The sequence below is a fragment of the Kitasatospora sp. NPDC093679 genome (assembly GCF_040683455.1).
In the GTDB taxonomy this organism is placed as follows: domain Bacteria; phylum Actinomycetota; class Actinomycetes; order Streptomycetales; family Streptomycetaceae; genus Kitasatospora; species Kitasatospora arboriphila.
This window is the reverse complement of sequence record NZ_JBFBDW010000019.1, coordinates 47,815-74,774: the sequence shown is the minus strand read 5'-3', so window position 1 is coordinate 74,774 and position 26,960 is coordinate 47,815. Positions and strand designations below refer to the sequence as shown.

24 protein-coding genes and 1 tRNA gene are annotated in these 26,960 nt (G+C 72.9%); 9 read left to right on the top strand and 16 right to left on the bottom strand.

The genetic code is table 11. The features are described 5' to 3' along the window. Positions 1-8: 8 nt before the first annotated feature. Positions 9-788: an HAD-IIA family hydrolase gene (locus AB0O09_RS18105; protein ID WP_030275764.1), complete on the bottom strand. Its 780-nt coding sequence runs from the start codon at positions 786-788 to the stop codon at positions 9-11. Between the two features lie 385 nt (positions 789-1,173). Between AB0O09_RS18105 and AB0O09_RS18100 the strand changes: the two genes are divergently transcribed. Then, positions 1,174-2,202 (top strand): lytic polysaccharide monooxygenase, encoded by a 1,029-nt coding sequence (locus tag AB0O09_RS18100; RefSeq protein WP_363542622.1) that lies wholly within the window; start codon positions 1,174-1,176, stop codon positions 2,200-2,202. 37 nt (positions 2,203-2,239) lie between these two features. Beyond that, positions 2,240-3,310, top strand: coding sequence for a Gfo/Idh/MocA family oxidoreductase (locus AB0O09_RS18095; protein ID WP_363542621.1), 1,071 nt, complete (start codon positions 2,240-2,242; stop codon positions 3,308-3,310). A 107-nt stretch (positions 3,311-3,417) separates the two neighbouring features. On the opposite strand, the gene mycP is transcribed toward AB0O09_RS18095, so the two are convergent. The 8 genes from mycP to AB0O09_RS18055 form a co-directional block, all read right to left on the bottom strand. After that, a complete protein-coding gene (gene mycP, locus AB0O09_RS18090; protein WP_363542620.1) occupies positions 3,418-4,827 on the bottom strand; it encodes a type VII secretion-associated serine protease mycosin in 1,410 nt (469 codons plus the stop codon). A gap of 159 nt (positions 4,828-4,986) precedes the next feature. Beyond that, entirely contained in the window at positions 4,987-6,564 is a 1,578-nt protein-coding gene (locus tag AB0O09_RS18085) for a hypothetical protein (RefSeq protein WP_363542619.1), read from the bottom strand. A gap of 34 nt (positions 6,565-6,598) precedes the next feature. Further along, positions 6,599-7,195, bottom strand: coding sequence for a hypothetical protein (locus AB0O09_RS18080; protein WP_363542618.1), 597 nt, complete (start codon positions 7,193-7,195; stop codon positions 6,599-6,601). Between the two features lie 333 nt (positions 7,196-7,528). Continuing rightward, on the bottom strand, positions 7,529-8,566 hold the full coding sequence (locus AB0O09_RS18075) for an adenosine deaminase (RefSeq protein ID WP_363542617.1): 1,038 nt from the start codon (positions 8,564-8,566) through the stop codon (positions 7,529-7,531). Positions 8,567-8,604: 38 nt separating this feature from the next. Next, complete coding sequence (locus tag AB0O09_RS18070; RefSeq protein ID WP_363542616.1) at positions 8,605-9,912, bottom strand: DUF445 domain-containing protein; 1,308 nt, start codon at positions 9,910-9,912, stop codon at positions 8,605-8,607. 89 nt (positions 9,913-10,001) lie between these two features. Continuing rightward, on the bottom strand, positions 10,002-10,961 hold the full coding sequence (locus AB0O09_RS18065) for an ATP-binding cassette domain-containing protein (RefSeq protein ID WP_344626786.1): 960 nt from the start codon (positions 10,959-10,961) through the stop codon (positions 10,002-10,004). A 77-nt stretch (positions 10,962-11,038) separates the two neighbouring features. Beyond that, entirely contained in the window at positions 11,039-11,812 is a 774-nt protein-coding gene (locus tag AB0O09_RS18060; protein ID WP_363542690.1) for an ABC transporter permease, read from the bottom strand. A gap of 85 nt (positions 11,813-11,897) precedes the next feature. Then, the gene (locus AB0O09_RS18055; RefSeq protein ID WP_363542615.1) at positions 11,898-12,740 is read right to left on the bottom strand and encodes an ABC-2 family transporter protein; all 843 of its coding nucleotides are present in this window, start codon (positions 12,738-12,740) and stop codon (positions 11,898-11,900) included. A gap of 280 nt (positions 12,741-13,020) precedes the next feature. On the opposite strand from AB0O09_RS18055, the gene AB0O09_RS18050 reads away from it, so the two are divergent. Then, positions 13,021-15,441 (top strand): transglycosylase domain-containing protein, encoded by a 2,421-nt coding sequence (locus AB0O09_RS18050; RefSeq protein WP_363542614.1) that lies wholly within the window; start codon positions 13,021-13,023, stop codon positions 15,439-15,441. A 74-nt stretch (positions 15,442-15,515) separates the two neighbouring features. Here the strand turns inward: AB0O09_RS18050 and AB0O09_RS18045 are convergent, their stop codons facing one another. Next, on the bottom strand, positions 15,516-15,818 hold the full coding sequence (locus tag AB0O09_RS18045; protein ID WP_363542689.1) for a co-chaperone GroES: 303 nt from the start codon (positions 15,816-15,818) through the stop codon (positions 15,516-15,518). 200 nt (positions 15,819-16,018) lie between these two features. After that, positions 16,019-16,357, bottom strand: a complete 339-nt coding sequence (locus AB0O09_RS18040; RefSeq protein WP_363542688.1) for a DUF3618 domain-containing protein — start codon at positions 16,355-16,357, stop codon at positions 16,019-16,021. A gap of 142 nt (positions 16,358-16,499) precedes the next feature. Here AB0O09_RS18040 and bcp point away from each other — a divergent pair, with 142 nt between their 5' ends. Next, positions 16,500-16,973, top strand: coding sequence for a thioredoxin-dependent thiol peroxidase (gene bcp / locus AB0O09_RS18035; RefSeq protein WP_363542613.1), 474 nt, complete (start codon positions 16,500-16,502; stop codon positions 16,971-16,973). A gap of 204 nt (positions 16,974-17,177) precedes the next feature. After that, positions 17,178-17,849: a hypothetical protein gene (locus AB0O09_RS18030; RefSeq protein ID WP_363542612.1), complete on the top strand. Its 672-nt coding sequence runs from the start codon at positions 17,178-17,180 to the stop codon at positions 17,847-17,849. A 99-nt stretch (positions 17,850-17,948) separates the two neighbouring features. On the opposite strand, the gene AB0O09_RS18025 is transcribed toward AB0O09_RS18030, so the two are convergent. Then, positions 17,949-20,303 (bottom strand): chitinase C-terminal domain-containing protein, encoded by a 2,355-nt coding sequence (locus tag AB0O09_RS18025; RefSeq protein WP_363542687.1) that lies wholly within the window; start codon positions 20,301-20,303, stop codon positions 17,949-17,951. 370 nt (positions 20,304-20,673) lie between these two features. On the opposite strand from AB0O09_RS18025, the gene AB0O09_RS18020 reads away from it, so the two are divergent. Together AB0O09_RS18020 and AB0O09_RS18015 are read left to right on the top strand one after the other, a co-directional pair. Next, positions 20,674-21,324: an HNH endonuclease gene (locus tag AB0O09_RS18020; protein ID WP_363542611.1), complete on the top strand. Its 651-nt coding sequence runs from the start codon at positions 20,674-20,676 to the stop codon at positions 21,322-21,324. Between the two features lie 62 nt (positions 21,325-21,386). Next, a tRNA-Leu gene (locus tag AB0O09_RS18015) sits at positions 21,387-21,461 on the top strand. Positions 21,462-21,512: 51 nt separating this feature from the next. On the opposite strand, the gene rdgB is transcribed toward AB0O09_RS18015, so the two are convergent. The 4 genes from rdgB to AB0O09_RS17995 all read right to left on the bottom strand — a co-directional run bounded on the left by rdgB (position 21,513) and on the right by AB0O09_RS17995 (position 23,752). Continuing rightward, a complete protein-coding gene (gene rdgB, locus AB0O09_RS18010; RefSeq protein ID WP_030275746.1) occupies positions 21,513-22,121 on the bottom strand; it encodes an RdgB/HAM1 family non-canonical purine NTP pyrophosphatase in 609 nt (202 codons plus the stop codon). 37 nt (positions 22,122-22,158) lie between these two features. After that, positions 22,159-22,548, bottom strand: coding sequence for a hypothetical protein (locus AB0O09_RS18005; protein WP_363542610.1), 390 nt, complete (start codon positions 22,546-22,548; stop codon positions 22,159-22,161). A 148-nt stretch (positions 22,549-22,696) separates the two neighbouring features. After that, positions 22,697-23,431 (bottom strand): ribonuclease PH, encoded by a 735-nt coding sequence (gene rph / locus AB0O09_RS18000; RefSeq protein ID WP_344626795.1) that lies wholly within the window; start codon positions 23,429-23,431, stop codon positions 22,697-22,699. Positions 23,432-23,515: 84 nt separating this feature from the next. Then, positions 23,516-23,752, bottom strand: coding sequence for a PTS glucose/sucrose transporter subunit IIB (locus tag AB0O09_RS17995; protein ID WP_030275743.1), 237 nt, complete (start codon positions 23,750-23,752; stop codon positions 23,516-23,518). Between the two features lie 358 nt (positions 23,753-24,110). Between AB0O09_RS17995 and AB0O09_RS17990 the strand changes: the two genes are divergently transcribed. Beyond that, the gene (locus AB0O09_RS17990) at positions 24,111-25,403 is read left to right on the top strand and encodes a PTS transporter subunit EIIC (RefSeq protein ID WP_363542609.1); all 1,293 of its coding nucleotides are present in this window, start codon (positions 24,111-24,113) and stop codon (positions 25,401-25,403) included. A 234-nt stretch (positions 25,404-25,637) separates the two neighbouring features. Next, a complete protein-coding gene (locus AB0O09_RS17985) occupies positions 25,638-26,912 on the top strand; it encodes a PTS transporter subunit EIIC (protein ID WP_363542608.1) in 1,275 nt (424 codons plus the stop codon). Positions 26,913-26,960 lie beyond the last annotated feature (48 nt).

Sequence of the window (26,960 nt, the reverse complement as noted above, 5' to 3'; positions counted from 1 at the left end):
CCTGACGGTCAGATCTCGTCGATCAGGTCGGCGATCGACTTCACGACGCGCGTCGGCCGGTACGGGAAGCGTTCGACGTCGGCCGGCGAGGTGAGGCCGGTCAGGACGAGGATCGTCTCCATGCCGGCCTCCATGCCGGAGACCACGTCGGTGTCCATCCGGTCGCCGATCATCGCGGCGGTCTCCGAGTGCGCCCCGGCGGTGTTGAGCGCCTCACGCATCATCAGCGGGTTGGGCTTGCCGACGAAGTAGGGCTCGACGCCGGTGGCCTTGGTGATGAGGGCGGCGACGGAGCCGGTGGCCGGGAGCACGCCCTCGGTGGACGGGCCGGTCTCGTCGGGGTTGGTGCAGATGAAGCGGGCGCCGCCGTTGATCAGGCGGATCGCCTTGGTGAGCGCCTCGAAGCTGTAGGTGCGGGTCTCGCCGAGCACCACGTAGTCCGGGTCCTTGTCGGTCAGCACGTAGCCGGCCTGGTAGAGCGCGGTGGTGAGGCCGGCCTCGCCGATGACGTACGCGGTGCCGCCGGGCCGCTGGCTCTTGAGGAACTTGGCGGTGGCGAGGGCGGAGGTCCAGATGCATTCCTCCGGCACCTCCAGGCCCATGCCGGCGAGGCGGGCGCTGAGGTCGCGCGGGGTGTAGATCGAGTTGTTGGTGAGCACCAGGAACGGCTTGCCGGACTCCCGCAGGCGGCGGAGGAACTCCTCCGCGCCGGGGATCGGCGTGCCCTCATGGATGAGGACGCCGTCCATGTCGGTCAGCCAGGACTCGATGGGCTTGCGGTCTGCCACGTGCGTGTCTCCCGAGGTCGTGCGGTGGTCGTACGGAACTGCACCCCTCCGCCCGGTGCCCGCTGCGGGCCCTCCGCGACGTGTGGGGGTCCTACTGGCTGCCCCAACACGCCCAGCCTAATCCGCACACCTGCCCGGCGGGAGGACGTCCCGACCAGCGGACTCGGCTGCGGCCCGCTCCGGCCCGTTCCTGGCCCGCCCCGGCCCGCGCCGGGCCCGCCGGACTCCGGTACGGCACCTGCCGGCCAGCCGCAGGACCCGGGGCCCGCCGCCTCAAGAACGCCTTAAAGACCCCATAACAGCACTGATCACCCGTCAATCCGGCCATCGGCAGTGGTTAGCGTGCTGGCACAGCGTCCCCGACCCTCGATCCTGGAGCGCCGCCATGTCCGCTCGTCCCTCCGCCCGCCGCCGGGTCACCGTCCTCGCCTGCACCCTCGCCGGCCTGGCCCTGTCCGGCACGCTCGGCACCGGCACGGCCGCCGCGCACGGCTCGATGCAGAACCCGCTGAGCCGGGTCGAGGGCTGCTACCTGGAGGGCCCGGAGCACCCGAAGTCCGCGGCCTGCGCGGCGGCGATCGCCCGCGGCGGCACCCAGGCGATGTACGACTGGAACGGTGTGCGGATCGGTGACGCCAACGGCCGCCACCAGCAGCTGATCCCGGACGGCAAGCTGTGCAGCGCCAACAACGCGGAGTTCGCCGGCCTGGACCTGCCCCGCGCGGACTGGCCTGCCACCAACCTGACGGCCGGCTCGCCGTTCACCTTCCGGTACCGCGCCACCGCGCCGCACCGCGGCACCTTCCGGCTGTACGTCACCAACGGCACGTACGACCCGGCCAAGCCGCTCGCCTGGTCGAACCTGCAGTCCACCCCGTTCCTGACGGTCACCGACCCGCAGCTGGTCGACGGCCAGTACGTGCTGCCCGGTCGGATCCCGGCGGGGCTGAAGGGGCGCCAGCTGGTGTACGCGATCTGGCAGCGTTCGGACAGCCCGGAGGCGTTCTACTCCTGTTCCGACGTGGTCTTCGACGGCAGCGGCAAGACCGCCGGCACGGCCCCCGTCCCGCCCGCGGGCAGCGGCACCCCGCACGTCCACGACTCCGCCGCCGCCACCCCGGCCACCGGCTCCGGCACGGGCGCCGTCGCACCCGTCGCCGTACCCGCCGCGGCGACCGGTTCCCCCGTCGGCACCGGGCAGGGCACCCCCTCGGCCTCCGCCCCCGGCACCCCGGCGGCCTCCGGGACGCCCGCCGTCACGGACGCCGTCCCGGCCGGGCAGCAGCTCGCCCAGACCGGCACCGACCGTTCCACCGGGCTGATCGCCGCCGTCGGCACGGCGTTCGTGCTCTCCGGCGCCGCGATGGCCGTGCTGCGCCGCCGCAACCGCGCCCGCGGCACGCACGCGCGCTGACCCGGCCGGCCGACGCGGCCGTGGTTGAGTGGGTCGCATGACCAGCGCGCCCCGCACCCCGTTCCGCGTCGGCCTGATCGGCTACGGCCTGGCCGGTTCCGCCTTCCACGCCCCGCTGATCGCCACCACCCCCGGACTGCAGCTGGTCGCGGTGGTCACCGCCAACCCGGACCGCCGCGACCGGCTGCACCGCGCCCATCCCGGGGCGCAGCCGCTCGACACCCCGGCCGACCTGTTCGACCGGGCGGAGGACCTCGACCTGGTGGTCGTCGCCTCCCCCAACCGCACCCACGTGCCGCTCGCCGAGGCGGCGGTCGCCGCCGGCCTGCCGGTGGTGATCGACAAGCCGCTCGCGGGCTCGGCCGTCGAGGCGGCCCGGCTCTGCGACGCGGCGGAGCGGGCCGGGGTGCTGCTCTCGGTCTTCCAGAACCGCCGCTGGGACGGCGACTTCCTGACGGCCCGCCGGCTGATCGGTGAGGGTGCGCTCGGCCGGGTGCACCGCTTCGAGTCGCGCTTCGAGCGGTTCCGGCCGAAGCCCAAGCCGGGGTGGCGGGAGCTCGCCGACCCGGCCGAGGTCGGCGGCACCCTGTACGACCTGGGCAGCCACCTCGTCGACCAGGCGCTCACGCTCTTCGGCCCGGCCGAATCGGTGTACGCGGAGATCGACACCCGGCGCGACGGCGCGGTGGTCGACGACGACGCCTTCCTGGCGCTCACCCACGCCTCCGGTGTCCGCTCCCACCTGTGGACGAGTGCCGTCGCCCCGGTCGGCGGCCCCCGGCTGCGCGTCCTCGGCGACCGCGCCGGGTACGTCAAGTTCGGCATGGACCCGCAGGAGAGCGACCTCAGGACGGGCCGCACGCCCGGCGACGGCTACCCGTGGGGCGCCGACGACCCCGCCGCGTACGGCACCCTCGGCACCGACGAGGGCGCCGAGCGCATCCCCACCGATCCCGGCGACTACCCCGCCTACTACGCCGGCATCGCCGCCTCGCTGGCCGACGGCACCCCGCCGCCGGTGGGCCCGCGGGACGCCGTCGCCGCGCTCACCGTCCTGGAGGCGGCCCGCACCTCCGCCGCCACGGGCAGCGTCGTCCGCCTCGGCTGACGTCCGCCTCGGCCGACGATCGCCCCGCGGACCGGCCCGGGCCCGGGGAACGCCGCGGGGCCGGCCGCGGATCGCGGCCGGCCCCGGGGCCGTGCTGTCCTCACCCGTCAGCGGGCGTACGGGTTGCCGCCCGGAGGCGGCGGGGTCTGCCCCTGCGGCGGCGGGTAGCCGCCGGGCGCGGGGGGCTGCTGGCCGTACGGGGCGGCCGACGGCTGCTGCCCGTAGGGGCCGGCGGGCGGCTGCTGGGCGGGGAAGCCCGGCGCCTGGTGGGGCGGCTGGGCACCGTACGGCGCGGGCGGCGGCACCGGGGCCGCGCCCGCGGCGGCCTTCTTCCGCCGGCCGATCACCAAGAAGACGATCACCAGCAGCACCGCGAAGCCGAAGAGCCCGCCGATGATCATCAGCACCAGGTCGAGCGGGTCCGTGCCGGACCCGTCGTCCGAGGCGGCGGCCGCGGCCTGCGAGGACCCGGCGGGGGCCGGTGCCGTCCCCGGCGCGGTGGCACCGCCGGTGCCCGCACCCGGGGTCGGGTCGGCGGCCGCCGCCGCCTTCAGCGGGAACTCGCCGGCCGGGCCGGGGTCGCCCGGCTCGCTCAGCGCGATCCGCGGGCGCACCGTGCCGAAACCGATGAAGTCGCTGCGCTCCTTCGGGTTGCTGGCCGTGTTGATGAGCACGCGCAGCACCTGGTTGTTGGTCCAGTCCGGGTGCACGGCCCACAGGAGCGCGGCGGAGGCGGAGGCCACGGCCGTGGCGTCGGAGGTGCCCGTGCCCTTGCAGTAGCCGGACGGGCCGGTGCAGGCACGGTAGATGTCGGCACCGGGCGCCGCCAGGGAAACCTGCGTGCCGTGCTCGGACGTCGCGGCCGCCTTGCCGTCCTTGTCGGTGGCGGCCACGCCGACCACGCCGGGGGAGGCCGCCGGGTACTCCACCTGGTTGGTGGTGTTGCCGCTGTTGCCCGCCGCGGCGAAGATCAGGCTGCCACGGGACAGCGCATGGTCCACCGAGGCCTTGAACTTCTGCAGGTCGACCGGCTTGAGGTTCGACGCCGGGATGCCCACCGACATGTTGATGACCTTCGCGCCCTGGTCGGAGGCGTAGACGATCGCCTGGCCCAGCTGCGCCAGGTCGGAGTTCTCCGCCTCGACCTTGCCGCCGTAGTTGTCGTTGACCTTGATCGGCAGGATCTTGGCACCGGGTGCCAGGCCGTATTCGCCCTTGCCGCCCAGACCCTTGCCGGTGCCGGCGATGATGCTCGCCATGCCGGTGCCGTGGCCGACGGAGTCCGAGGTGTTCCCGGCCCCGGTGAAGTCCTTACCGGGCAGCACCTGCCCGGCCAGGTCCGGGTGCGCGGCGTCGACGCCGCCGTCGATCACCGCGACGGTGATGCCCTGGCCGGTACTGATCTTCCACATGTCCGGGGCGTGCATGGCGTCCAGGTACCACTGCTGGGCGCGGATCGAGTCCACGCCGGCGGCCGGACCGGCCGCCACCCCGACGGACAGTGCCGCCGCTGCCATCACTGCGGCGAACCGCCGCCCCCGCACTGCCGTGCCCGTTCGCCGCATCCTGCTCTCCCTCGTCAGCCGTCGCCGTCGGCCCGGCACGCCTACCGACGCACGGACCTGCCCGGCAGCGGGGCGGTTCGTGGCCCCGCTGCCGGGCAGTCGACCTGATTCCTACTCAATCACGCCGGGGTTGACCGGCCCCGAACCGGAGGTCCAGGTGTCCTCGTCCTCGACGAGGTAGTCCGGACGGTTCCCGCGGTTGCGGTCCTTGCGGCCCGCGCCGCCGGCACCGTGGCCGCCGCCGAAGCCGCCCTGGCCGGAGCGGCCGTCCGCGCCCCGCTCGGCCCGGCCGCGCAGACCGGTGCCGCCCTGGGTGAACTCGCCGCCGGCCGCGGGCCCGCGGCGTCCGCCGACCGCACCGCCGGCCCGGCCCACCAGGCCGCCGCCCGCGCGGCCGCCGCCGGCACCGCCCTTGGCGCCCGCACCGCCCGCACCGCCGGCGTGCGGCATGCCACCCATGCCGGGTGCACCGGCGCGGCCCGCCTGGCCCGTCCCCGGGGTACTGCCGGCCGCACCACCACCGGGCCGGGCTCCGGCTCCGGTGCCGCCCGCTCCGGTCGTACCGCCCGCACGACCCGCGCCGACGGTGTTGCCACCGCCGCCGCGACCGCCGGGCAGACCGCCGCCACCGGCACCGCCGCGGCCGCCGCCCAAACCGCCGCCACCGAGGCCACCGCCTCCGAGACCGCCGCCGGGCAGACCGCCGCCACCGAGGTTCCCGCCGCCGGGCAGCGTGCTGCCACCACCGGGCTGGTTACCGCCGGGCAGGGTCGGCGAGGTCGGCATCGTCGGCGCGTGGTCGATGCCGGTGCTCGGCACCTGGCCGGTGTTCGGGTACGGCATGGTGTGCACCGGGCCTGGCCCGGTCGGCACCTGGTGGACCGGCGGCGTCGTGGGCACCGTCTGGTGGCCGGACGGCGGCGTCCACGTGGGCATCTGTGCCGGCCGGCCCGATCCGCCGGTGCCGCCGGTGCCACCGGTGCCGCCGCCGACGGTCACGTTCTGGCCGTCGTCGAGATGCTGGGCACCCGGTACCGACGGGAACTCCGGCGGCTGCGCGGAGTTCAGCCGGGTGACCGACTGGTCGTAGGACTGCCCCAGCTTGGCCATCTGCTGGATCGCGTCCTGGTGCGCCTGGTCGACGCGCTTCTGGGCGGCCTGCGCCTGTTCCTGGGTGACCCAGTCGGAGTCGACCATGCCGGCGACCTTGTCGGCCGCCCAGCCGCCGACCACGTTCCCGATGCCGGGCATCGCCATGCCGCCGGCGATGAAACCGCCGACGCCGACCGCGGTGTTCGGCTGCGCCTCGTACCGGCGGACGAGCTCCATGTCGGAGGTCGGCACGTCCGGCATGCTCCGCTTGACCTCGCCGAGCGTCTCGCCGGCGGTCGCGATGTAGGTGCCGGCGTTCCGCGAGTAGTCGGCGAGCTGCATGGTGGACTTGGAGACGTTGCCTCCCCAGGTCTTGAAGCTGTCGGCCGCCTGGCCCTCCCACTCGAGGCCGCTCATGTGGGCGTGCAGCTCGTTGCTGATCTCGTCCATCTTCTGGGCGGCCAGCAGCAGCCGCTGGCCGACCTGCATGACGGCCACCGGGTCGGCGCTCTCGACCATGGCCACCAACTGCTCGTGGCTGGAGCCGCCGAAGTCGTCGCCGTCGCGGTGGAACCTGACGAATCGCTTCTCGGTCATGCCTCACTCCCCCTCTCCGCTGCCGGAGCGGACATCAGTACGAACCCTGCTGGGTGCCGGTGGACGGCCGGGCGGCCTGCTGCGGGTACGAGGCGGGCTGGGCCTGGGTGCCGCCGCCCGCGGCGGTCCGGTAGCCGGCCGCCGACGACACCTGGGTCTGCTGGTCCGCCTGGTTGAGGATCGTCTGGAACTTCTGGCGCTGTTCCTCGTCGGCGTTGGCGTAGCCGCGGGCCGCCATGTCGATGCTGGCGCTCATCGCCTCGATCTGCAGGGAGAGCGTCTTCGACAGCTGTTCCAGGTTGGCGTGCACCGTGGCGTAGGCGCTCATCAGGCTGCCCGCCTGGCCGAAGTTCTGGCCGAGCTGCCAGGACTGCAGCTGCTGCTGGGAGACCTCGCCGTGGCTCGCGGGCGAGCCGTCGAGGTCCTTGAGGATCGTGTCGACCTTGTTCTTGAAGGTCTGCAGGTTCTCGACCTCGACCTTGACGGCCTGGGCGCCGACCTGGCCGGCGAGGGCCTGGGACTGGGCCACCATGGCCGCGGTCTGAGCGGCCGTCACCGTCGACACGACGTTGTAGAAGATGCCGGACGTGCCGCCGCCGCTGCCGCCGCCGGAGTCCGCCGCGTTCACCATCGTTGAAACCTCCCCCGTGTCCGGCCGGCCCGCCGCGGCCCGCCGTTCCACCACATCTCTCTCGCCCCCGGCAATCGGGGTCCGTCACCGTCCGGTCGGTCGTGCGCACCGACGGGCGGCAGCAACCCCCACCCGTAACATAGCGGCCCGCACGGACGGGCCGTCAGGGGGTACGGACCCTCGGCGGCCATCGGTACGCACTTGTCACCGGACACTCACAACATCCCCGCCCGGGCGTCCTGTTCCCGCCATCGGCGTTCCCCCGCCCGGAACGCCGGACCCCGGCCCGGCTTCTCGCCGGACCGGGGTCGTGCCACGCGTGGCGGGGCCCGGTCAACGCCGCCAGGCGGCCAGGTGGGTGTCGATCTCGGCGGCGAGCCGGGCCTTGCCGCCCTGGTCGAGGAAGGACGCCTCGACGGCGTTCTTGGCGAGCGCGGCGACGCCGGCCTCGTCGAGGTCGAGCAGCCGGGCGGCGACGGCGTACTCGGTGTTGAGGTCGGTGCCGAACATCGGCGGGTCGTCGCTGTTGACGGTGACGAGCAGTCCGGCGTCGACCATCTGCTTGATCGGGTGCTCCTCGATCTGCTCGACGGCGCGGGTGGCGATGTTGGAGGTCGGGCAGACCTCCAGCGCGATCCGGTGCTCGCCGAGGTGGTCGAGCAGCACCCGGTCCTGGACGGCCTGGGTGCCGTGGCCGATCCGCTCCGCGCCGAGGTCGCGCAGGGCGTCCCAGACGGTCTGCGGGCCGGTGGTCTCGCCGGCGTGCGGGACGCTGCGCAGGCCGGCCGCCCGGGCGCGGTCGAAGTAGGGCTTGAACTGGGGGCGGGGCACGCCGATCTCCGGGCCGCCGAGGCCGAAGCTGACCAGGCCCTCGGGGGCGAGGTCGACGGCGAGCCGGGCGGTCTCCTCGGCGGCGGCGAGGCCGGCCTCGCCGGGGATGTCGAAGCACCAGCGCAGCACGACGCCGAGCTCCTTCTCGGCGGCCTTGCGGGCGTCCTCGATGGCCTCCATGAAGGCGACGTCGGGGATGCCGCGGTTCACCGAGGAGTACGGGGTGATGGTGAGCTCGGCGTAGCGGATGTGCTGGCGGGCCATGTCCTCGGCGACGCCGTAGGTGAGGGCGCGGACGTCCTCGGCGTCGCGGATCAGGTCGACGACGCTCAGGTACACCTCGATGAAGTGCGCGAAGTCGGTGAAGGTGAAGTACTCGGCGAGCGCCGCCGGGTCGGCGGGCACCTTGGTGCGGCCCTCGTGGCGGGCGGCGAGCTCGGCGACGACCCGCGGGGAGGCGGAGCCGACGTGGTGCACGTGGAGCTCGGCCTTCGGCATGCCGGCGATGAACGCCTCGATCGGGTTGCTGCCCTCGGTCACCACACACGCTCCTTCACAGGTCCGGCTGACTCTGCATGCTATCCGCCGAGGGCCACCGCGACGGTGTGGATCACCAGCCCTGCGGCGGCACCGACGACCGTGCCGTTGATCCGGATGAACTGCAGGTCGCGGCCGACGTTGGCCTCGATCTTGCGGGAGGCGTCGTCGGCGTCCCAGCCGGCGACGGTGTCGGAGATCAGCGCGGTGATCTCCTCGCGGTAGGTCTCGACGACGTACTCGGCGGCGTCCTGCAGCCAGCCGTCGGCCTTGGCCTGCAGCTTCGGGTCGGTGGCGAGCCGGTGGCCGAGCGAGCGCAGTGCGTCGCGCAGCCGGCGGCGCAGCTCGCTCTGCTCGTCCTCCGCGGCGCCGAGGACGAGGGTGCGCACGGCGGCCCAGGAGGAGGCGATGAGGTCCTGCACCTCGGGCCGTTCCAGCAGGTCGGCCTTGGCGTGCTCGACCCGGGCGATGGTGTCGGGGTCGTGCTGCAGCTCGGTGGCGAAGTCGGCGAGGAAGTTGTCGATGGCACCGCGGGCGGGGTGCTGCGGGTCGTCGCGGATGTCGGTGACGAACCGCATCAGCTCCTTGTAGACGCGTTCGCCGACCTGGTGGTCGATGAACTTGGGCGTCCAGCCGGGCGTCTTGCGGGTGACCCGTTCGACGATGTCCTCGTGGTGCTCGGCGAGCCAGTGGTGGACGCGGACGCTGACCAGGTCGACCACGCCGTGGTGGCCGCCGTCGGCGACGACCTTGCCAAGCAGCCGGCCGGCCGGTTCCGCGACGGGGGTGGCGGCGGCCCGGCGGGTGACGGCCTCGGCGACGACCGCCTGCACGTCCTCGTCGCGCAGCACGGCGATGACGCCGCGCAGTGCGGCGGCGGCCTCCCGGGTGACGCGTTCGGCGCTGCCGGGGGCGGCCAGCCACTCGCCGAGCCGGCGGGAGATGCCGATGGCCTCCAGACGGGCGCGGACGACCGTGGGGGAGAGGAAGTTGTCGCCGACGAAGTCGCCGAGCGACTTGCCGAAGGCGTCCTTCTTGGTCGGGATGATCGCGGTGTGCGGGATCGGCAGGCCGAACGGGCGGCGGAACAGCGCGGTCACCGCGAACCAGTCGGCGAGCGCGCCGACCATGCCGGCCTCGGCGGCGGCCGCGACGTAGCCCGCCCAGGCCCCGGCCCCGGCGGCGGAGGCCCAGGTGGCCAGGGCGAAGACGACGGTGGCGAACGCCAGCAGGCCGGTGGCGATGGTCTTCATCCGCCGTACGCCGCGGCGCTTGCGCTCGTCGGCCTCGGTGAAGCTGACCCCGGTGGGAGGTCGGGAGGCCGTTCCGGTTCTCTGTTCGACGCTCACCCCGACAGTCTGCCCCGCGCCCGCCGTCCTGATCACGACACCGGGCCGGGCGGCGCGACCGGGACGGCGGGGCCGGTGGGCCGGGCGGCTCAGCCGATGACGGCACCCGCGTACATCCGGGCGATGACGTCCTCGATGGCGGGTTCGCGGACGGACAGGTCGGCCAGCGGGTAGCGGGCGGCGACCGCGGCGACGATCGGCGCGGCGCTCTCCCGGGCGGGGAAGGCCAGCCACTGGCGGGGCCCGTCGACCCGGACGGTGCGGGCGCCCGGCACCAGGATCGGCGGCCGCGCCTCGGCGAGGTCGACGACCAGGGTCCGTTCGCTGTCGCCGGCGGCGTGCAGGCCGTCGAGGTCGCCGTCGTGGACGAGCCGGCCGTGGTCGATCACCATGACCCGGTCGCAGAGCTGCTCGATGTCGACGAGGTCGTGGGTGGTGAGCAGCACGGTGGTGCCGTGGTTGCGGTGGGCCTCCTTGAGGAAGGCCCGGACCTTGGCCTTGCTGACCACGTCGAGGCCGATGGTCGGCTCGTCGAGGTAGAGCACCTCGGGGTCGTGGAGCAGGGCGGCGGCGAGGTCGCCGCGCATCCGCTGGCCGAGCGAGAGCTGCCGGACGGGGGTGTCGAGGAGGGCGCCGAGGTCGAGCAGGTCGACGCAGCGGTCGAGGTTGGCGCGGTAGCGGGCGTCGGGGATGCGGTGGATGCGGCGGGCGAGTTCGTAGGAGTCGCGCAGCGGGAGGTCCCACCAGAGGGTGGTGCGCTGGCCGAAGACGACGCCGATCCGGCGGGCGAGGGCGGTGCGGTCGCGGGCGGGGTCGACGCCGGCGACGCGGAGCCGGCCGGAGCTGGGGACGAGGATGCCGGTGAGCATCTTGACGGTGGTGGACTTGCCGGCGCCGTTGGGGCCGATGTAGCCGACGCACTCGCCGGCGCCGACGGTGAAGCTGAGGCCGTCGACGGCGTGCACCTCGCGCCGGGCGCGGCGGAAGCGGCCGGCGCGGGTGCGGACGGTGAAGCTGCGGCGGACGTCGTCGAGTTCGATGAGGGCCATGGGGTGTCTCCTTCTGCTCGGCGGGGTGGTGGGCCCGGCCGGGCCGGTCCGGCTGCCGGGTCGGTTCGGGGGCCGGTTCAGCTGCCGGCGCCCTGGTAGGCGCGCAGTCCGGCCCGCCAGGTGAGGGCGGCGGCGAGCACGCAGAGCGCGGCCGCGACGGGCGAGGCGTACTGGAAGGCGGCGGGCAGGCCGAGCGGGTCGGGTCGGCCGAGGACGTGCAGTGCGGGCAGCCAGTTGACGAAGGCCAGCGGGACGCCGAAGACGGTGCCGGCGACGAGTTCCTTGGCGAAGACGGTCGGCGGGTACTGGAGCAGGGTGGCGCCGCCGTAGGTGAGGGAGTGCTGGAGTTCGCCGGCGTCGCCCCACCAGAACTGCAGGGTGGCGCCGGCGACGAAGATGCTCGCGAAGATGACGCTGCCGCAGAGCAGCAGCACCGGGACGAGCAGGATCCGGTCGGCCGTCCAGTGCACGGGCAGTGCGGTGAGCGACCAGCCGAGGACGGCGGCGGCCTGGAGGGGCCGGCCGAGGCGGCGCAGCGAGAAGCGTTCGGCGCAGACCTGGGCGAGGGCCGGGGCGGGCCGGACCAGCATGGTGTCGAGGGTGCCGGTGCGGATCCGGTTGCCGAGCGCGTCGACGGAGCCGACGAAGAGGTTGGCGGTGCCGAGGGCGAAGGCGGAGGTGCCGTACAGGAAGCCGAGTTCGGGCAGGGTCCAGCCGCCGAGGGTGCGGGTGTGGCGGAACATCAGGACGACGACGAGGAAGTCGAGCGAGGTGGTGGCGAGGTTGGCGAGGAGCATGAGGACGAAGGAGGTCCGGTAGGACATCGAGGACCGCGTCCACATGCCGGCCATCAGCCACCAGGCGCGGACGGCCCAGCGGGCGCGCGCCCACCCGGCGCGGACGGCCCCGCGGCCCGGGCGCTCGGCGAGGAGGAGCTCAGCCACCCTGCACCACCACCTTGCGCACGGCGAGCGCGAGGGTGAGCCGTCCGGCGGCGAGGAGGACGACGGCCCAGGCGAGCTGGCCGGCGATCCCGGTGGCCGCGGCGGCGCCGGTGCGGTGCTGGACGAGGATGTCGACCGGGGTCTGGATCACCGCGGCCCAGGGCAGGGCGGCGGCGAGGCTGCCGAGCCAGCCGGGGAAGAGCCCGATCGGCAGCAGCATGCCGGAGAGGAACATCGCGACGACCAGCACGACGGCCCGCACCCCGTCGGAGTCGTGCAGCCAGAAGCCGGTCAGCACGACCAGGAAGCGCAGGCCGAAGCTGACGGTGACGGCGAGCGCGACGGAGACCAGGAAGACCGCCCACACCAGCGGCGAGGCGGGCAGCCGGAGGTGGAAGGCGAGGGCGCCGGCGAGGGTCGGCAGGGTGCCGCGGGCGAGCAGGTGGAAGGCGGCGCGGCCGAGGTCGGTGGCGAGCCACCAGCCCTGGAAGTCGACCGGGCGGTGCAGGTCGACGGCGATGTCGCCGGTCCGCAGGCGTTCCTGGACGTCGTCCTGGAAGCCGCCGCCCCAGACGGCGACGGTGACGAGCAGCGCCTGGCTGATCCAGATGTAGGTGACGGCCTGGGCGGTGTCGTAGCCGCCGAGGCCGGGGCGGGCCTGCCACAGGGCGAGGAAGGTGTAGGCGAGGATGAAGCCGAAGACGGTGTTGGTGACGGTGCCGGCGAGGGTCGCGGCGCGGTAGGTGGCGTAGCGGCGGAAGGCGCCGGCGGCCACCGCGGGGTAGACCGCCGCGCCGCCCCCTTCCCGTCGTCCGGTCTGCACTGCCATCGCCATGATGTCTCCTTGTCGACTTTTCGGCCCGCAGTCGCGCACGGACCGGTGCGGGCGCACGCCGAACGGCCCGCACGCGGGCGTGCGGGCAGCCCCGATCCGCTCCGACCGGGCACACCCCGGGGGTCCGGAGCGGCGGGCGGAGCTGAGCGGTGTCTCAGCGGTCTGCGGTTGTCACCTTTCACCGTAGCGTCGGCCGCGAGCCCGCGCAGGCGAATTCCGGCACGCCCGAGCCGACCGGCCAAAACACCTGATTACGGGTCAAATCGCCCATAATCGCCCCATGACCCGAGCGCAGCGAGCCAACAACCCGGCGGGCAAAGGCCACCACCGCCCCGGGCAGGACACCGCCACGCGCGCCGATCCGCCCGCCCAACGGGGCACCGCCACGGCCCCCGACGCACCCGCCAGGCCCGCACCCGCACCGGCCCCCGGCCGGGCCCCCGGCCCGCGCCGCCCCGACCGCGAGAACGACCGGCCCGACGGACCCGGCACGCCCCCCGGCGCACCCGGCACCCGCCGCGACCGCCGCCGGCTGCGCCGCCGCGCCCGCCGCGACCACCGCCGCAGCCTCCCCCGCTGGCGCCGCACCGTCCCCACCTGGCGGACCTCGCTGACCCTGCTCGGCGGCGGACTGCTGCTCTCCACCGGCACCTTCGCCGCGCTCTACCTGGCCGTGCCCGTCCCCGACCCCAACGCGCACGCCCTCGCCCAGAGCAACGTGTACTACTACGCCGACGGCATCACCGAGATCGCCCGCACCGGCGCCGTCAACCGCGAGGACGTCGCCCTGGACCAGGTCCCCGTGCACGTCCGCGACGCCGTCGTCTCGGCCGAGGACCGCACCTTCTTCCGCAACCGCGGCATCGACCTCAAGGGCATGGTCCGCGCCGCCTGGCAGAACGTCAGCCACCTCGGCCAGGGCGGCCGCGCCTTCCAGGGCGGCTCCACCATCACCCAGCAGTACGTCAAGAACTACTACCTGACGCAGGAACAGACCCTCAGCCGCAAGGCCCGCGAACTCTTCATCTCGCTCAAGGTCGACCGCCAGGACAGCAAGGACGAGATCCTCGCCGGCTACCTCAACACCAGCTACTTCGGCCGCAGCGCCTACGGCATCCAGACCGCCGCCCGCGCCTACTTCGGCACCGACGCCGCCCACCTCGACCTCGCCCAGGGCGCCTACCTCGCCGCCCTGCTGCAGGCCCCCAGCGCCTACGACGTGAAGACCGCCTCCCCCGCCAACCGCGAGAAGGCCGTCGCCCGCTGGAACTACGTCCTCGACGGCATGGTCTCGCTCGGCCTCCTCGACCAGGCCACCCGCGCCGCGACCGCCTTCCCCGAGGTCCTCGACCCGCAGCCCGCGGGCGGCCTCGAAGGGCAGGCCGGCTACCTCGTCGACATCGCCGACGACTGGCTCACCCAGACCGGCGTCCTCGACACCGCCACCCTCAAGGCCGGCGGCTGGCGGATCACCACCACCTTCGACAAGAACCGTCAGGACGCCTTCGTCAACGCCGTCAAGCAGGAACTCACCGCCGAACTCGACCCCGTCAAGCGCCCCCGCACCGACACCGACGTCCGCGTCGCCGGCGCCTCCGTCGAACCCGGCACCGGTCGCATCGTCGCCGCCTACGGCGGCCCCGACTACGCCGTCCAGCCCTACAACGACGCCCTCCGCCAGGACAACCAGGTCGGCTCCACCTTCAAGCCCATCGACCTCGCCGCCGCCCTGGAGGGCGACCGCACCACCCAGGACGGCAAGCCCATCACCACCCAGACCCCGTACGACGGCACCAGCGGCCGGCTCGTCGTCGGCGGCCCCACCCCCTACGCCCCGCCCAACGAGGACAACGAGAACCACGGCCAGATCACCCTGCGCGAAGCCATGATGCGCTCGGTCAACTCCGTCTACGCCCAGCTCGGCATCGACGCCGGACTCGACAACGTCCGCCGCACCGCGATCCGCCTCGGCCTGCCCGACAGCCTCCAGGGCATGGACCCCGACCACAGCTCGATGACGCTCGGCACCGCCACCCCCAGCGCCCTCGACCTCGCCGCCGTCTACGCCGCCCTCGCCAACCACGGCCAGGCCTTCCGCCCCTGGGCCGTCACCGCCCTGGAACGCCCGGGCACCGGCGACCGGCCCGCGCTGCCCGCCCACGACGCCACCACCGCCGTCAGCCGCACCAGCGCCGACGCCGTCACCGACGTCCTGCGCGACACCGTCGGCCCGCGCGGCACCGGCGCCACCGCCCAGGCCCTCGGCCGGCCCGCCGCCGGCAAGACCGGTACCACCGACGACAACCGCTCCGCCTGGTTCGCCGGCTACACCCCCGAACTCGCCACGGTGGTCGGCCTGTTCCGCGAGAACAAGAAGACCCACGCCAAGGAGTCGCTGGCCGGCACCGCCGGCTACGAGCGGGTCAACGGCGGCACCTTCCCCGCCCGGATCTGGACCTCCTACATGGGCGCCGCGCTCGGCGGCAGCCCGGTCGGCCAGTTCGACCTGCAACCCGGCCCCGGCAACACCGAACCGCCCACGCCCAGCCCCCAGCCCCCCGCCGCGCCCAAACCCAAGCCGAAGCCGAAGCCGCAACCGAAGCCCAAGCCCAAGGCGCCCGCCGTCAAGCGCCCCGCGGCCGCCCGGCCCGCCGCGGCCCCCGCACCCGCCCCGGGCCCGCCACCCGCACCCCGGCCCTGAACCGCCCCCGCCCGGCACCACGACGCCCCGGACCGCACACGCGGTCCGGGGCGTCGCCCGCGTGCCCGCGGGGCTCACAGGTAGAGGCCGGTCGACCCCTCCGCGCCAGACAGCCGCTCGGCCGCCACCGCGTGCAGGTCGCGCTCGCGCAGCAGCACGTACGTCGCCCCGCGGACCTCGACCTCCAGCTTGTCCTCCGGGTCGTACAGCACCCGGTCGCCCGGCTCCACCGTCCGCACGCTCTGGCCGACCGCCACCGCCTCGGCCCAGGCGCAGCGCCGGGACAGCTCCGCCGTCGCCGGGATGAGGATGCCGCCGGTGGAGCGCCGCTCGCCCTCGCCCGCGTCCGCCTTCACCAGCACCCGGTCGTGCAACATCCTGATCGGCAGCTTCTCCCCCAGCCGGTCGTGCCGGGGCTCCTCGTGCCGCGCGCTCTGCTCGTCGTTCTTGCTCACGCACCCGACCGTACCCGCCCGACGGCCCGCAGGTGCACGGCGGGCCCGCAGGTGCCCGCCATCCGGAACGGACACGGAAAGGGGCCGGGACGCCGCAGCGCCCCGGCCCCGACCGGCCCGCCTCAGCCGCGCCGCCGCTTGCGGGCCGAGGCCAGCAGCAGCACCACGCCGACACCGACCAGCGCCGCCGGCACCACCCGCTCCGGCCGCGGCCGGCCCTTCTCGTCCGTGAAACCGGCCTTGACCTGCTCCAGCGTCCCGCTCGCCGCCACGTACGCCCGGCCGACCTTCTGCTCGACGGCGCCGAGCATCCGCGCCCTGGTCTGCGCCGCGACCGTCGCGGGGTGCACCCGCATCGCCAGCTCGTCCAGCGTCGACGCGAGCCGCTCACGGGCCTGCGCGATGTCCGCCTCGATCTGGGCCGTCGTTCGCGCCGACTTGTCCTTGCTCGCCTGGGCCACGAGAGCCACCCCAATCACTGATGCTGTCCTGTGCGACACGCACAGTCTGTCAGCTCCCCCCACGCGCCGCGCAGCGCCACCCACCGAGCGGGGTAGGTTTGCCGGGGTACGACCACCCGTCCAGCACGAGGAGAGATCCACCGTGAGCGAGCGCCTCAAGGCGGGCGACACCGCCCCCGCCTTCACCCTGCCCGACGCCGACGGCAACCAGGTGTCCCTCGCCGACCACCTCGGCCGCAAGGTGATCGTGTACTTCTACCCGGCCGCCCTCACCCCCGGCTGCACCACCCAGGCCTGCGACTTCACCGACAACCTGGAGGTCTTCGCCGGCGCCGGCTACGACGTCATCGGCGTCTCCCCCGACAAGCCGGAGAAGCTCGGCACGTTCCGCGAGAAGGAGAACCTCCGGGTCACCCTGGTCGCGGACGAGGACAGGTCGGTGCTGGAGGCGTACGGCGCGTACGGCGAGAAGAAGCTGTACGGCAAGACCGTGGTCGGCGTGATCCGCTCCACCGTCGTCGTCGACGAGGAGGGCAAGGTCGAGCACGCGCTCTACAACGTCAAGGCCACCGGCCACGTCGCCAAGCTGCTGCGCGACCTGCGGATCGGCGCCTGACCGACCGTCGACGCCGCGGCGGGCACCGGGAGACCCGGTGCCCGCCGCGGCGTTCCCGGTGGTCGACGGTCCGTCACCTTGTCACCGTCCGGTTCCGAAGCGGTCGTGGGAAGGACAAGACCCGGCGGGCGCGCACCCCGCGCCACTAGCGTCGGCGGGCGTCGGGCCGAGCAGCCCGAGCCCTCCACCCACCCGGGAGACACCGTGCCGAGCATCGGACCACGCACCGCCCGCACCCTCCTCGCCGCCGGCACCCTGGTCGCCGCACTCGCCCTCACCGCCTGCGACCCCGAGGCCGGCGCCGGCACCGACGCCGCACCGGCCGCCACCCCCACCGCCGCCGCGACCACCGCCGCACCGAGCAGCCCCGCGCCCGCCGCCACCTCCGCCACCGCCAGGGCCGGCGGCAAGCCCTCGGGCGGCAAGCGCACCGTGATCTCCACCCAGCACGCCGCCGGCCTCACCAAGTCCAGCGGCGACGGCACGATCAGCGACGTCCCCGTCGACCCGGGCGAGATGCGCGACGGCATGAACCTCGTGGTGGAGAACTACGACCGGGCCGGCCAGACCTCCGGCCGGCGGATCCTCTTCGTCGGCGTCGACAACGTCCCCGAGGACACCGGCAAGCGCCGCGAGCACCTCTGGCGCGGCCTGATCGACTACGCCGCCGGCAACGGCTCCACCGGCACCCCGGGCACCGGCACCCCCTACGCCCCCGGCCCGTTCGGCGGCAGCCTGGAGTGCCTGCCGTACGGCGCCGACGCCCTGTGCGGCTGGGCCGACTCCTCGACCGCCGCCGTCGCGCTCTTCCCGCAGTCCTCGCCGGCCTCGGCCGCCAAGCTGTTCGCCTCCATGCGGGCCGACCTGGAGCAGTAGCCGCCCCACGCGGCGCCCGACCGGGGGCGGGAAACGGAGCGGTGGCGGCCGACCCCCCGACCGGGTCGACCGCCACCGCCGCCGTTCACCTCGGACCGGTCAGCACGGACCGAGGTCGCTCCACACCCCCCACTGGCCGGTGGTCGAGGGGTCCTCGCCCTGGGTCCACCACTTGTTGCTGTACTTGCGGCCCTTCCAGGACACCGTGGTGGTGGTCGCGTAGACGGTCGCCGCGTTCCAGCTCGGCACCGTGCAGGTGCCGCCGGTCGGGCCGGCCGAGGTGCTCGGCGAGCTGCTCGCGGAGCCGCTCGGCGAGGCGCTGGCCGAGGACGACGGGCTCGCCGACGACGAACCGGAGGCCGAGGCGCTCGGCGACGAGGTCGCGCCGGTGCTGCCGCGGGTCAGGTCACCGGTCAGGCCGTACAGCGTGCCTCCGACGTTGACCGTCCAGTTCGCCGGGGTCGAGACCGGCAGGTAGTAGACGAAGTCCATGTCGATCGACGCACCCGGCGCCAGCGACTGCCAGCTCGGCAGCTTCACCGACACGCGGTTGTACACGCCCTTCAGACCGCCCGCGTTGTTCGCCGCCGTGTGGTCCTGCCGGATCACCGTCAGGCCGAAGCCCGACTGGTCCTTGGCGTTGCCCGGCGCCGAGTTCGCGTAGTCGAACTGGAACTCGGTGCCGCCCGGCAGGGTCAGCGTCGAGTTGTTCACGATGTGGATCTTCGGGTTGATCGGGTAGTTCGAGTCGCCCAGCGCGAAGTTGGTGAACGACACGTCGATCGGCAGGGTCTGCTGCGGCAGCGCGACCGTCGAACGCGTCGCACCGTACGGCGAGGCCGCCTTGAACCTGTCGTACATCAGCGAGGTCAGCGTCGAGCCCTGCACGTACTCGCCCTTGCCGCCGTTCGCCGTGGCGTCCCACCTGTAGTCGCCCGCGAGCTCCCAGATCATCGCGCCGCCGGCGCCCTGGTTCACCACGTAGTCGGCCTTCGCCGCCACCGACTCCTCGTCCTCGGTGGACAGGAACACCTTCTTGCTGTCGTTCCACAGCCACGGCGCCACCAGCTGGGAGCTGTAGTTGCGGGTGTAGGAACCCTGCAGCGCCGTGTCCGTCAGACCGTACGTGGAGAGGTAGTCCGGGACGATGCCCTTCTCCAGGTTCTTCGCGTGCCACATCGGGTTGGAGCCCGCCGGGGCCTCCTTGCCGTTGTCGTCCAGGTCGTGCCACAGGTTGTCGATGCCGACCGCACCGTCACCGCAGGCCGTCAGGCCCGAGCCCGCCGGACAGGTCGACGTCGACGCCGTGCCCCACAGGCCGTTGGTGCCGCCCGTGACGTTCTTGAACCCGCGGGTGTAGTACGGCAGGCCGATGTTGATCCGGCCGGCCGTCATCGCCCCGCGGAAGTAGTGGTACGCCCAGTCGGTGTTCAGGTAGCCGATGCCGCCGTACTGCGAGGTGCCGTACACGTTCGCCGCCGCCAGCTCGGCGTCCTTGCCGTCGTCGTACAGCGAGGCGTTCGGCCCCACGTACTTGTTCCAGGCACCGTGCAGGTCGTACGACATGATGTTCACGTAGTCCAGGTACTGCGTCACCTGGAACGTCTCCATGCCGCGCAGCAGGTAGCCGGACGACGGCGCCGCCACCGACAGCATGTAGTACCTGCCGTCCGTCGCACCCGCCCGGTCGAGCCTCTCGCGCAGCGTCTTCATCAGCGCCGCGTAACCCTTGACCAGCGAACCGCGCTTCGCGTTCGAGATCGTCGCGTCCAGCGGGTTGCCCGCGTCCTTCATCGACGTCGGGTACTCGTAGTCGATGTCGACGCCGTTGAAGCCGTACTTCTTCACGAAGTCGACCGCCGAGTCCGCAAACGTGTTGATGCCGGTCTGGTTGACCGAACCGTCCGCGTTCACCGTCATCGAGTAGAAGCCGCCCGAGGCGACGCGCTTGCCGTCGTCCCCGAAGTAGCCGCCCGTCTCGGCCCAACCGCCCACCGAGATCAGCGTCTTCACGTTCGGGTACTGCTTCTTGAACTTCGTCAGCAGGTTGAAGTGGCCCTTGTACGGCAGGCTCGGGTCCATCTCCGCACCCGTCACGCCCGGGAAGGTCATCCCGGTCGCCGCGTTGGTCGGCGAGTCCGCGCCCACCGACAGCCTGTTGTCGCTGCCGACGTGCCCGAAGGCGTAGTTGAGGTGGGTGACCTTGTCCCACGGGACGTTGTTCACCAGGTAGGCCGGCGTGCCGTCCTGCCCGGTCCGCCAGCCCGTGAAGTAGCCGATGATCCGCCGCTGGTGGTCGGCGCCCATCTTCTCGCGGCCCGCGGTGTCGTAGACGTCGCAGTACGGGACGTCCGCACCCGGGGTGGTGTACATGCCGTCGGGACGGCAGGACTGGTTGTCCGCGGCCGCCTGCGAGGGCGACGCGCCCAGCGTCGCCAGCAGCAGGCCGGCCAGGCCGGCGGCCGCCGTGGCGGCCGCCGCAGCCCGCCTGCCGGAGGCCCGGCGGGTACCGACGGCAGGGGGACGCTGCGCCGTCAGGGTTCGGTTCAACACTCGGTCCTCCAGGAGAGAGTGTCGGCGCGCCCGGGAGGGGTGTCGGGGCACGCAAGTGGGGGAGGGTCGGACACACCGCGGCCGACGCACCGTCAACCGCCCGGCCGCCGAACCACAGAGTGCGCCGAAGCTATGTGGTCTGGACCATCCCGGTCAATAGGTCTGTACCAATAGGCCGTTGAACTCCCCCGTGACCCCCCACCCCGCCCGATCGTTCCCACACCGGGGGACGGGTACCGGACAGGACACAGGAACCCGCACGGGGGCACACATGCGGATCAGATACACCCGGGAACTGCTCGCCACGACCGCGGCGGAGTCGGTCGGCGTCAACGACATGCTGCGGCGACTCGGCGTACCGCTCGCCGGCGGCACCCACAGCTACCTCAGCCGGCGGCTCAGGGAGTACGGGATCGACACCTCGCACTTCGCCGAGCCTCCTCGCCGCCGACGCCGGGTGATCCCGCCCGAGCAGCTCGCCGAGGCGGCCGCCGCGAGCACCGGCATCGCCGCGGTGCTGCGCGCCCTGGGCCTGCCCGACACCGGCAGCTGCCGCAGCGCGGTGAAGGCGGCACTGCTGGAGCACCGGATCGACACGTCGCACTTCAACGGCTCGGCCCACAACCGGGGGCGCAGGACGGGACCACTGCGCAAGCCGGAGGAACTGCTCGTACGCCGACCACCGGGCAGCCACCGCGTCCGGGGGCGCCAACTGCGCGCGATGCTCGTCCACATCGGGCGCCCGGACGTCTGCGCCGGTTGCGGCACCGGGGCGGTGTGGCGGGGACGCCCCCTGACCCTGGAGGTCGACCACGTCAACGGCGACTGGCTCGACAACCGGGCCGAGAACCTCCGCCTGCTCTGCCCGAACTGTCATGCCACCACGGAGACCTACTGCGGGCGGAACCGAAGGCGACGCTGACTGCGGTCGGCCGGAAATGGTGCGATGGCCGGCTGGACACGACAGGTAGGCTGTGGACCAGCGCGCCCGTACCCCAGCTGGCCAGAGGGATGCGGTTTAGGTCCGCAGTGTCGTGGGTTCGAGTCCCACCGGGCGTACCGCGAGAGGCCCCTTCCGCCACGACGGCGGGAGGGGCCTTCGGCGTTGCGTCAGCCGAGCAGCTCGCGGACGACCGGGGCCAGCGCGCGGAAGGCCTGGCCGCGGTGGCTGATGGCGTTCTTCTCGGCGGGGGTGAGTTCGGCGCAGGTCCGGCTCTCGCCGAGGGGCTGCAGGATCGGGTCGTAGCCGAAGCCGCCGTCGCCGGCGGGGACGGTGCGGAGGGTGCCGAGGAGGCGGCCCTCGACGACGCGTTCGGTGCCGTCGGGAAGGGCGAGGGCTGCGGCGCAGGCGAAGTGGGCGCCGCGGTGGGGTTCGGCGATGTCGGAGAGCTGGGCGAGCAGCAGGTCGAGGTTGGCGCGGTCGTCGCCGTGCTTGCCGGACCAGCGCGCGGAGAAGATGCCGGGGGCGCCGCCGAGGACGTCGACGCAGAGGCCGGAGTCGTCGGCGACGGCGGGGTGGCCGGTGGCCTCGGCGAGGGCGTGGGCCTTGAGGAGGGCGTTCTCGGCGAAGGTGACGCCGGTTTCGGGGACGTCGGGGATCTCGGGGTAGGCGTCGGCGCCGACGAGTTCGACGTCGAGTCCGGCGTCGCCGAGGATGTCGCGGAGTTCGGCGACCTTGTGGCGGTTGCGGGTGGCGAGGACGAGGCGTCGTGCAGTCATGCGGCCCACCCTAGCGAGGGGCCGGGTGCTCGGGGTGTCAGCCGGTGCAGGCCTTGCTGAGGTTGCTCGCGGCGTCGCCGAGCGGCTTGAGGTCGGGGACCTGCTTGTTGTCGACGGCCTGCTGGGCCTTGTCGACCTGGGTCTGCAGGTCGGTGACGGCCTGGGAGACGTCGGTGTCGCTGGAGTTGCGACTGATCTGGTCGAGGTCCTTCTTGAGGGTCTGGAGGGCCTGTCCGGCGGCGTCGGGGTCGTTGGCGGCGTTGTTGAAGGCGCTGCCGGCCTGGGCGACGTCGTTGGTGATGCGGACGGCGGTGTTGCCGCAGTCGAGGGCCTTCTGGGCGGCGGAGCAGCTGACGGCGCTGAGTGGGAGGAGGAGGACGAGGCCGGCCGCGGCGAGGGTGGCGGAGCGGGTGAGGCTGTCCGGCATCGGGTGTCCTCCGTGGTGTGGTGGGCGCATGCTGGGTCCGTGGTGTGGGACGGCGGGTGGTGCGCCGCCGGTTCCGCGGTTCCGTCGGGAACGCTACGGGCTGCGGGCGCGCCGTGTACAGGATGCGCGCCCGCGGCCCGGTGCGGGGTCAGTTTTCGAGGTCGCGAAGGGCTTTGTGCTGAATTTCGTCCAGTTCCGCGCAACCGAGGGTGCCGAGGTCGAGGAGCTGGTCGAGGAGGGCGCGGTCGAAGGGGGCGCCTTCGGCGGTGCCCTGGACCTCGACGAAGCGTCCGTCGGCGGTGCAGACGATGTTCATGTCGGTTTCGGCGCGGACGTCCTCCTCGTAGCGGAGGTCGAGCATGGGGGTGCCGTCGATGATGCCGACGCTGACGGCGCTGACGCCGCCGGTGATGGGGTTGCCCTTGGCGCGGAGGAGCTTCTTGTCGCGGGCCCAGGCGACGGCGTCGACGAGGGCGACGTAGGCGCCGGTGATGGCGGCGGTGCGGGTGCCGCCGTCGGCCTGGAGGACGTCGCAGTCGAGGACGATGGTGTTCTCGGCGAGGGCGCGGTGGTCGACGACGGCACGCAGGGAGCGGCCGATGAGGCGGCTGATCTCGTGGGTGCGGCCGCCGATCTTGCCGCGGACGGATTCGCGGTCGCCGCGGGTGTTGGTGGCGCGGGGGAGCATGGAGTACTCGGCGGTGACCCAGCCTTCGCCGCTGCCCTTGCGCCAGCGGGGGACGCCTTCGGTGACGCTGGCGGTGCAGAGGACTTTGGTGTCGCCGAAGGAGACGAGGACGGAGCCTTCTGCGTGCTTGCTCCAGCCTCGTTCGATGGTGACGGGGCGGAGCTGGTCGGGGGTGCGGCCGTCGATGCGTGACATAGGTACCGAGCGTAGCCGTTGCGGGGTGCGGTGCGGCCCGCCGTCCCGGTGGGTGCGGCGGGCCGTGGCCGGGGTGGTGGCCGGTCAGTCCATCATGTCTTCGATCTCGCCGGCGATGGGGTCGGCGTCGGTGCCGATGACGACCTGGATGGCGGTGCCCATCTTGACGACGCCGTGGGCGCCGGCGGCCTTGAGGGCGGCTTCGTCGACGAGGTCGGGGTTGACGACTTCGGTGCGCAGGCGGGTGATGCAGCCTTCGACCTCTTCGATGTTGTCGATTCCGCCGAGGCCGGCGACGATCTTCTCTGCCTTGCTGGCCATGTGTGTCTCCCTGGGTGTCGGCGGTTCGGCGGGTGGTGTCGGGTGCCGTGCCGCTCGGTGCGGTGGTGCGGTGGTGCGTGGTGCGGTGGGTGTGCCGGCGTGGTGACGCGGGTTCAGCTTCCGTGTCGGCCGGCGGCGCGACAAGCATTTCCCGTTTGGGGGCGGTTTGCCACGTCAGTCCACTTTTGGCCCATTTTGGCGCGCACGGGTGTGCGGCCGGGCCCGAGGATGGCGATCATCGGGCTGCCGTCCGGCGCCCGTCCACCTCCCCAAGTGGTCTACACCAATAGTAGGCGCAGCGCCGGGGCGGCGGAACGGACCCCCGGGCCGAGCCGTGGACCGCACGCGGAGGACTCCCATGAGTACAGCAGGCGCCGAGCCCGCACCGACACCGTGGTGGCAGTCCTTCTACGGCGGACTGCAGAAGATGGGGCGCAGCCTGCAGCTCCCGGTGGCGGTGCTGCCGGCCGCCGGCATCCTGAACCGGTTGGGCCAGGACGACGTGTTCGGCAAGGACGGCCTCGGCTGGGACAACGTGGCGAAGGTGTTCGCGGCGGCGGGCGGCGCGCTGCTGGACTCCAACCTGGGCCTGCCGCTGCTGTTCTGCATCGGCGTGGCGATCGGCATGGCGAAGAAGGCGGACGGGTCGACGGCCCTGGCGGCGGTGGTGGGCTTCCTCGTCTACCACAACGTGCTGCTGGCCTTCCCGGACCGGGACCAGTGCACGGGCACGATCGTGGGCAACCAGTGCATCGACTACTCGGCGCACACGTCGAGTGCGGCGGTGTACCAGAATCCGGGGGTGCTGGGGGGCATCCTGATCGGCCTGATGTCGGCGTGGCTGTGGATGCGGTACCACCGGACGAAGCTGGTGGACTGGCTGGGCTTCTTCAACGGCCGTCGGCTGGTGCCGATGATCACGGCGGTGGCGGGGCTGGCGCTGGCCTGCCTGGGACTGTGGGTGTGGCCGCCGATCGGGCGGGGGATGAACGACTTCTCGCAGTGGCTGGCCGACCTGGGTTCGGGCGGTGCGGGGATCTTCGGCGTGGCGAACCGGGCGCTGCTGCTGATCGGCATGCACCAGTTGATCAACACCTTCGTCTGGTTCCAGTTCGGCGAGTTCCACAAGCCGGGCACGGACGAGGTGGTGCACGGCGACATCCCGCGGTTCCTGGCGGGCGACCCGACGGCAGGGCAGTTCACCTCGGGCTTCTTCCCGATCATGATGTTCGCGCTGCCCGCGGCGGCGATGGCGATCGCGCACTCGGCGAAGCCGCACCGGCGCAAGGAGATCTACGGCCTGATGACCTCGGTGGCGCTGACCAGCTTCGTCACGGGGGTGACGGAGCCGATCGAGTACTCCTTCGCCTACATCGCGCCGGCACTGTTCGTGCTGCACGCGCTGCTGACGGGCGCCTCGATGGCGGTGACGTGGGCGCTGGGGGTGCACGACGGCTTCAGTTTCTCGGCGGGCCTGATCGACTACGTGATCAACTGGGGGCTGGCCACGAAACCGTGGCTGATCATGCCGATCGGGCTGGCCTTCGCGGTCGTCTATTACGCGTTGTTCCGGTTCGTCATCGTCCGGTTCAACCTGAAGACGCCGGGGCGGGAGGACGACGACCAGGTCGAGGACGTGACCAAGGCCTGAGGACCATTTGTTGCGCAACTCGCCAAAATGGCGAATGGCCGAGCACAGTCAAGATCGTCGATCCGCAACAAGGTTTCGATTTCATAGCGCTTCCCACCTGCGGCGCTTTCCGGGGTTCCCCCCTCCGTCAGGCGCGTGTTAAAAACTGGTCTACACCACTCGTGGTGTAGACCAGTTCGCGAGTCGGCCCCCGATGCACCCCCACCGACCCGCCCTGCCGTTAGGAACCACCCCATGAGTACGACTGCGCAGGCACCGGCGCCCGCTGCGGCACCGGCCCCCTCCCCGATCAAGAAGATCGGCCAGAGCACGATCCAGGGCCTGCAGAAGATCGGCCGCAGCCTCCAGCTGCCGATCGCCGTGCTGCCGGCCGCGGGCCTGCTGCTCCGTCTCGGCCAGGACGACGTGTTCGGCAAGGACGGTCTCGGTTGGGACAAGGTCGCCGCGGTGTTCAGCACGGCGGGCGACGCCGTGTTCAGCAACCTCCCGCTGCTCTTCGCGGTGGGCATCGCCATCGGCTTCGCCAAGAAGGCCGACGGCTCGACCGCCCTCGCCGCCCTGGTCGGCTTCCTGGTGTACAAGAACGTGCTCACCGCGTTCCCGATCACCGAGGGCCACATCGCCGACGGCAAGTGGGTCGCACCCACCTACCAGAACCCGGGCGTGCTCGGCGGCATCGTGATCGGCCTGCTCAGCGCCGTGCTCTGGCAGAAGTTCCACCGCACCAAGCTGGTGGACTGGCTGGGCTTCTTCAACGGCCGCCGCCTGGTGCCGATCATCATGGCCTTCGTCGGCACCGCCGTCGGCGTGGTCTTCGCGCTGGTCTGGGGCCCGGTCGGCGACGCGATCGGCAGCCTCAACGACTCCCTGATCGGCGCGGGCGCCTTCGGTGCGGGCGCGTTCGGCCTGATCAACCGCGGTCTGCTGCCGGTCGGCATGCACCAGTTCGTCAACTCCTACGCCTGGTTCCAGACCGGTGACTACACCAAGGCCGACGGCACCGTGGTGCACGGCGACCTGACCCGCTACTTCGCGGGCGACCCGACCGCCGGCCAGTTCATGTCGGGCTTCTTCCCGATCATGATGTTCGCGCTGCCCGCCGCCGCCCTGGCGATTGCGCACGCCGCCCGCCCGGAGCGCCGCGCCGCGGTGATGGGCATGATGATGTCGCTGGCGCTGACCTCCTTCGTCACTGGTGTCACCGAGCCGATCGAGTTCGCCTTCCTCTTCATCGCCCCGGTCCTGTTCGCCATCCACGCCGTGCTGACCGCCGTCTCCATGGCGGTGACCTGGGCGCTCGGCGTGCACGCCGGCTTCACCTTCTCGGCCGGCCTGATCGACTACGGCCTCGGCTTCAGCAAGGCCACCCACCCGCTGCTGATCATCCCGATCGGCCTGGTCTTCGCCGGCCTGTACTACGTGCTCTTCCGCTTCGCGATCACCAAGTTCAACCTCAAGACCCCCGGTCGCGAGGACGACACCGAGGTCGAGGACGTCACCAAGGCCTGACGCCCCTCCCCCACCCCCGTACGGACCCCGCCCGGCTGCTCAGGGCGG

Coding starts and splice junctions, on each gene's coding strand:
- AB0O09_RS18100 (WP_363542622.1), top strand. CDS start 1,174: ATGTCCGCTCGTCCCTCCGCCCGCCGCCGGGTCACCGTCCTCGCCTGC.
- AB0O09_RS18095 (WP_363542621.1), top strand. CDS start 2,240: ATGACCAGCGCGCCCCGCACCCCGTTCCGCGTCGGCCTGATCGGCTAC.
- mycP (WP_363542620.1), bottom strand. CDS start 4,827: ATGGCAGCGGCGGCACTGTCCGTCGGGGTGGCGGCCGGTCCGGCCGCC.
- AB0O09_RS18085 (WP_363542619.1), bottom strand. CDS start 6,564: ATGACCGAGAAGCGATTCGTCAGGTTCCACCGCGACGGCGACGACTTC.
- AB0O09_RS18080 (WP_363542618.1), bottom strand. CDS start 7,195: ATGGTGAACGCGGCGGACTCCGGCGGCGGCAGCGGCGGCGGCACGTCC.
- AB0O09_RS18065 (WP_344626786.1), bottom strand. CDS start 10,961: ATGGCCCTCATCGAACTCGACGACGTCCGCCGCAGCTTCACCGTCCGC.
- AB0O09_RS18060 (WP_363542690.1), bottom strand. CDS start 11,812: ATGGCCGGCATGTGGACGCGGTCCTCGATGTCCTACCGGACCTCCTTC.
- AB0O09_RS18055 (WP_363542615.1), bottom strand. CDS start 12,740: ATGGCGATGGCAGTGCAGACCGGACGACGGGAAGGGGGCGGCGCGGCG.
- AB0O09_RS18050 (WP_363542614.1), top strand. CDS start 13,021: ATGACCCGAGCGCAGCGAGCCAACAACCCGGCGGGCAAAGGCCACCAC.
- AB0O09_RS18045 (WP_363542689.1), bottom strand. CDS start 15,818: ATGTTGCACGACCGGGTGCTGGTGAAGGCGGACGCGGGCGAGGGCGAG.
- AB0O09_RS18020 (WP_363542611.1), top strand. CDS start 20,674: ATGCGGATCAGATACACCCGGGAACTGCTCGCCACGACCGCGGCGGAG.
- rdgB (WP_030275746.1), bottom strand. CDS start 22,121: ATGACTGCACGACGCCTCGTCCTCGCCACCCGCAACCGCCACAAGGTC.
- AB0O09_RS18005 (WP_363542610.1), bottom strand. CDS start 22,548: ATGCCGGACAGCCTCACCCGCTCCGCCACCCTCGCCGCGGCCGGCCTC.
- rph (WP_344626795.1), bottom strand. CDS start 23,431: ATGTCACGCATCGACGGCCGCACCCCCGACCAGCTCCGCCCCGTCACC.
- AB0O09_RS17995 (WP_030275743.1), bottom strand. CDS start 23,752: ATGGCCAGCAAGGCAGAGAAGATCGTCGCCGGCCTCGGCGGAATCGAC.
- AB0O09_RS17990 (WP_363542609.1), top strand. CDS start 24,111: ATGAGTACAGCAGGCGCCGAGCCCGCACCGACACCGTGGTGGCAGTCC.
- AB0O09_RS17985 (WP_363542608.1), top strand. CDS start 25,638: ATGAGTACGACTGCGCAGGCACCGGCGCCCGCTGCGGCACCGGCCCCC.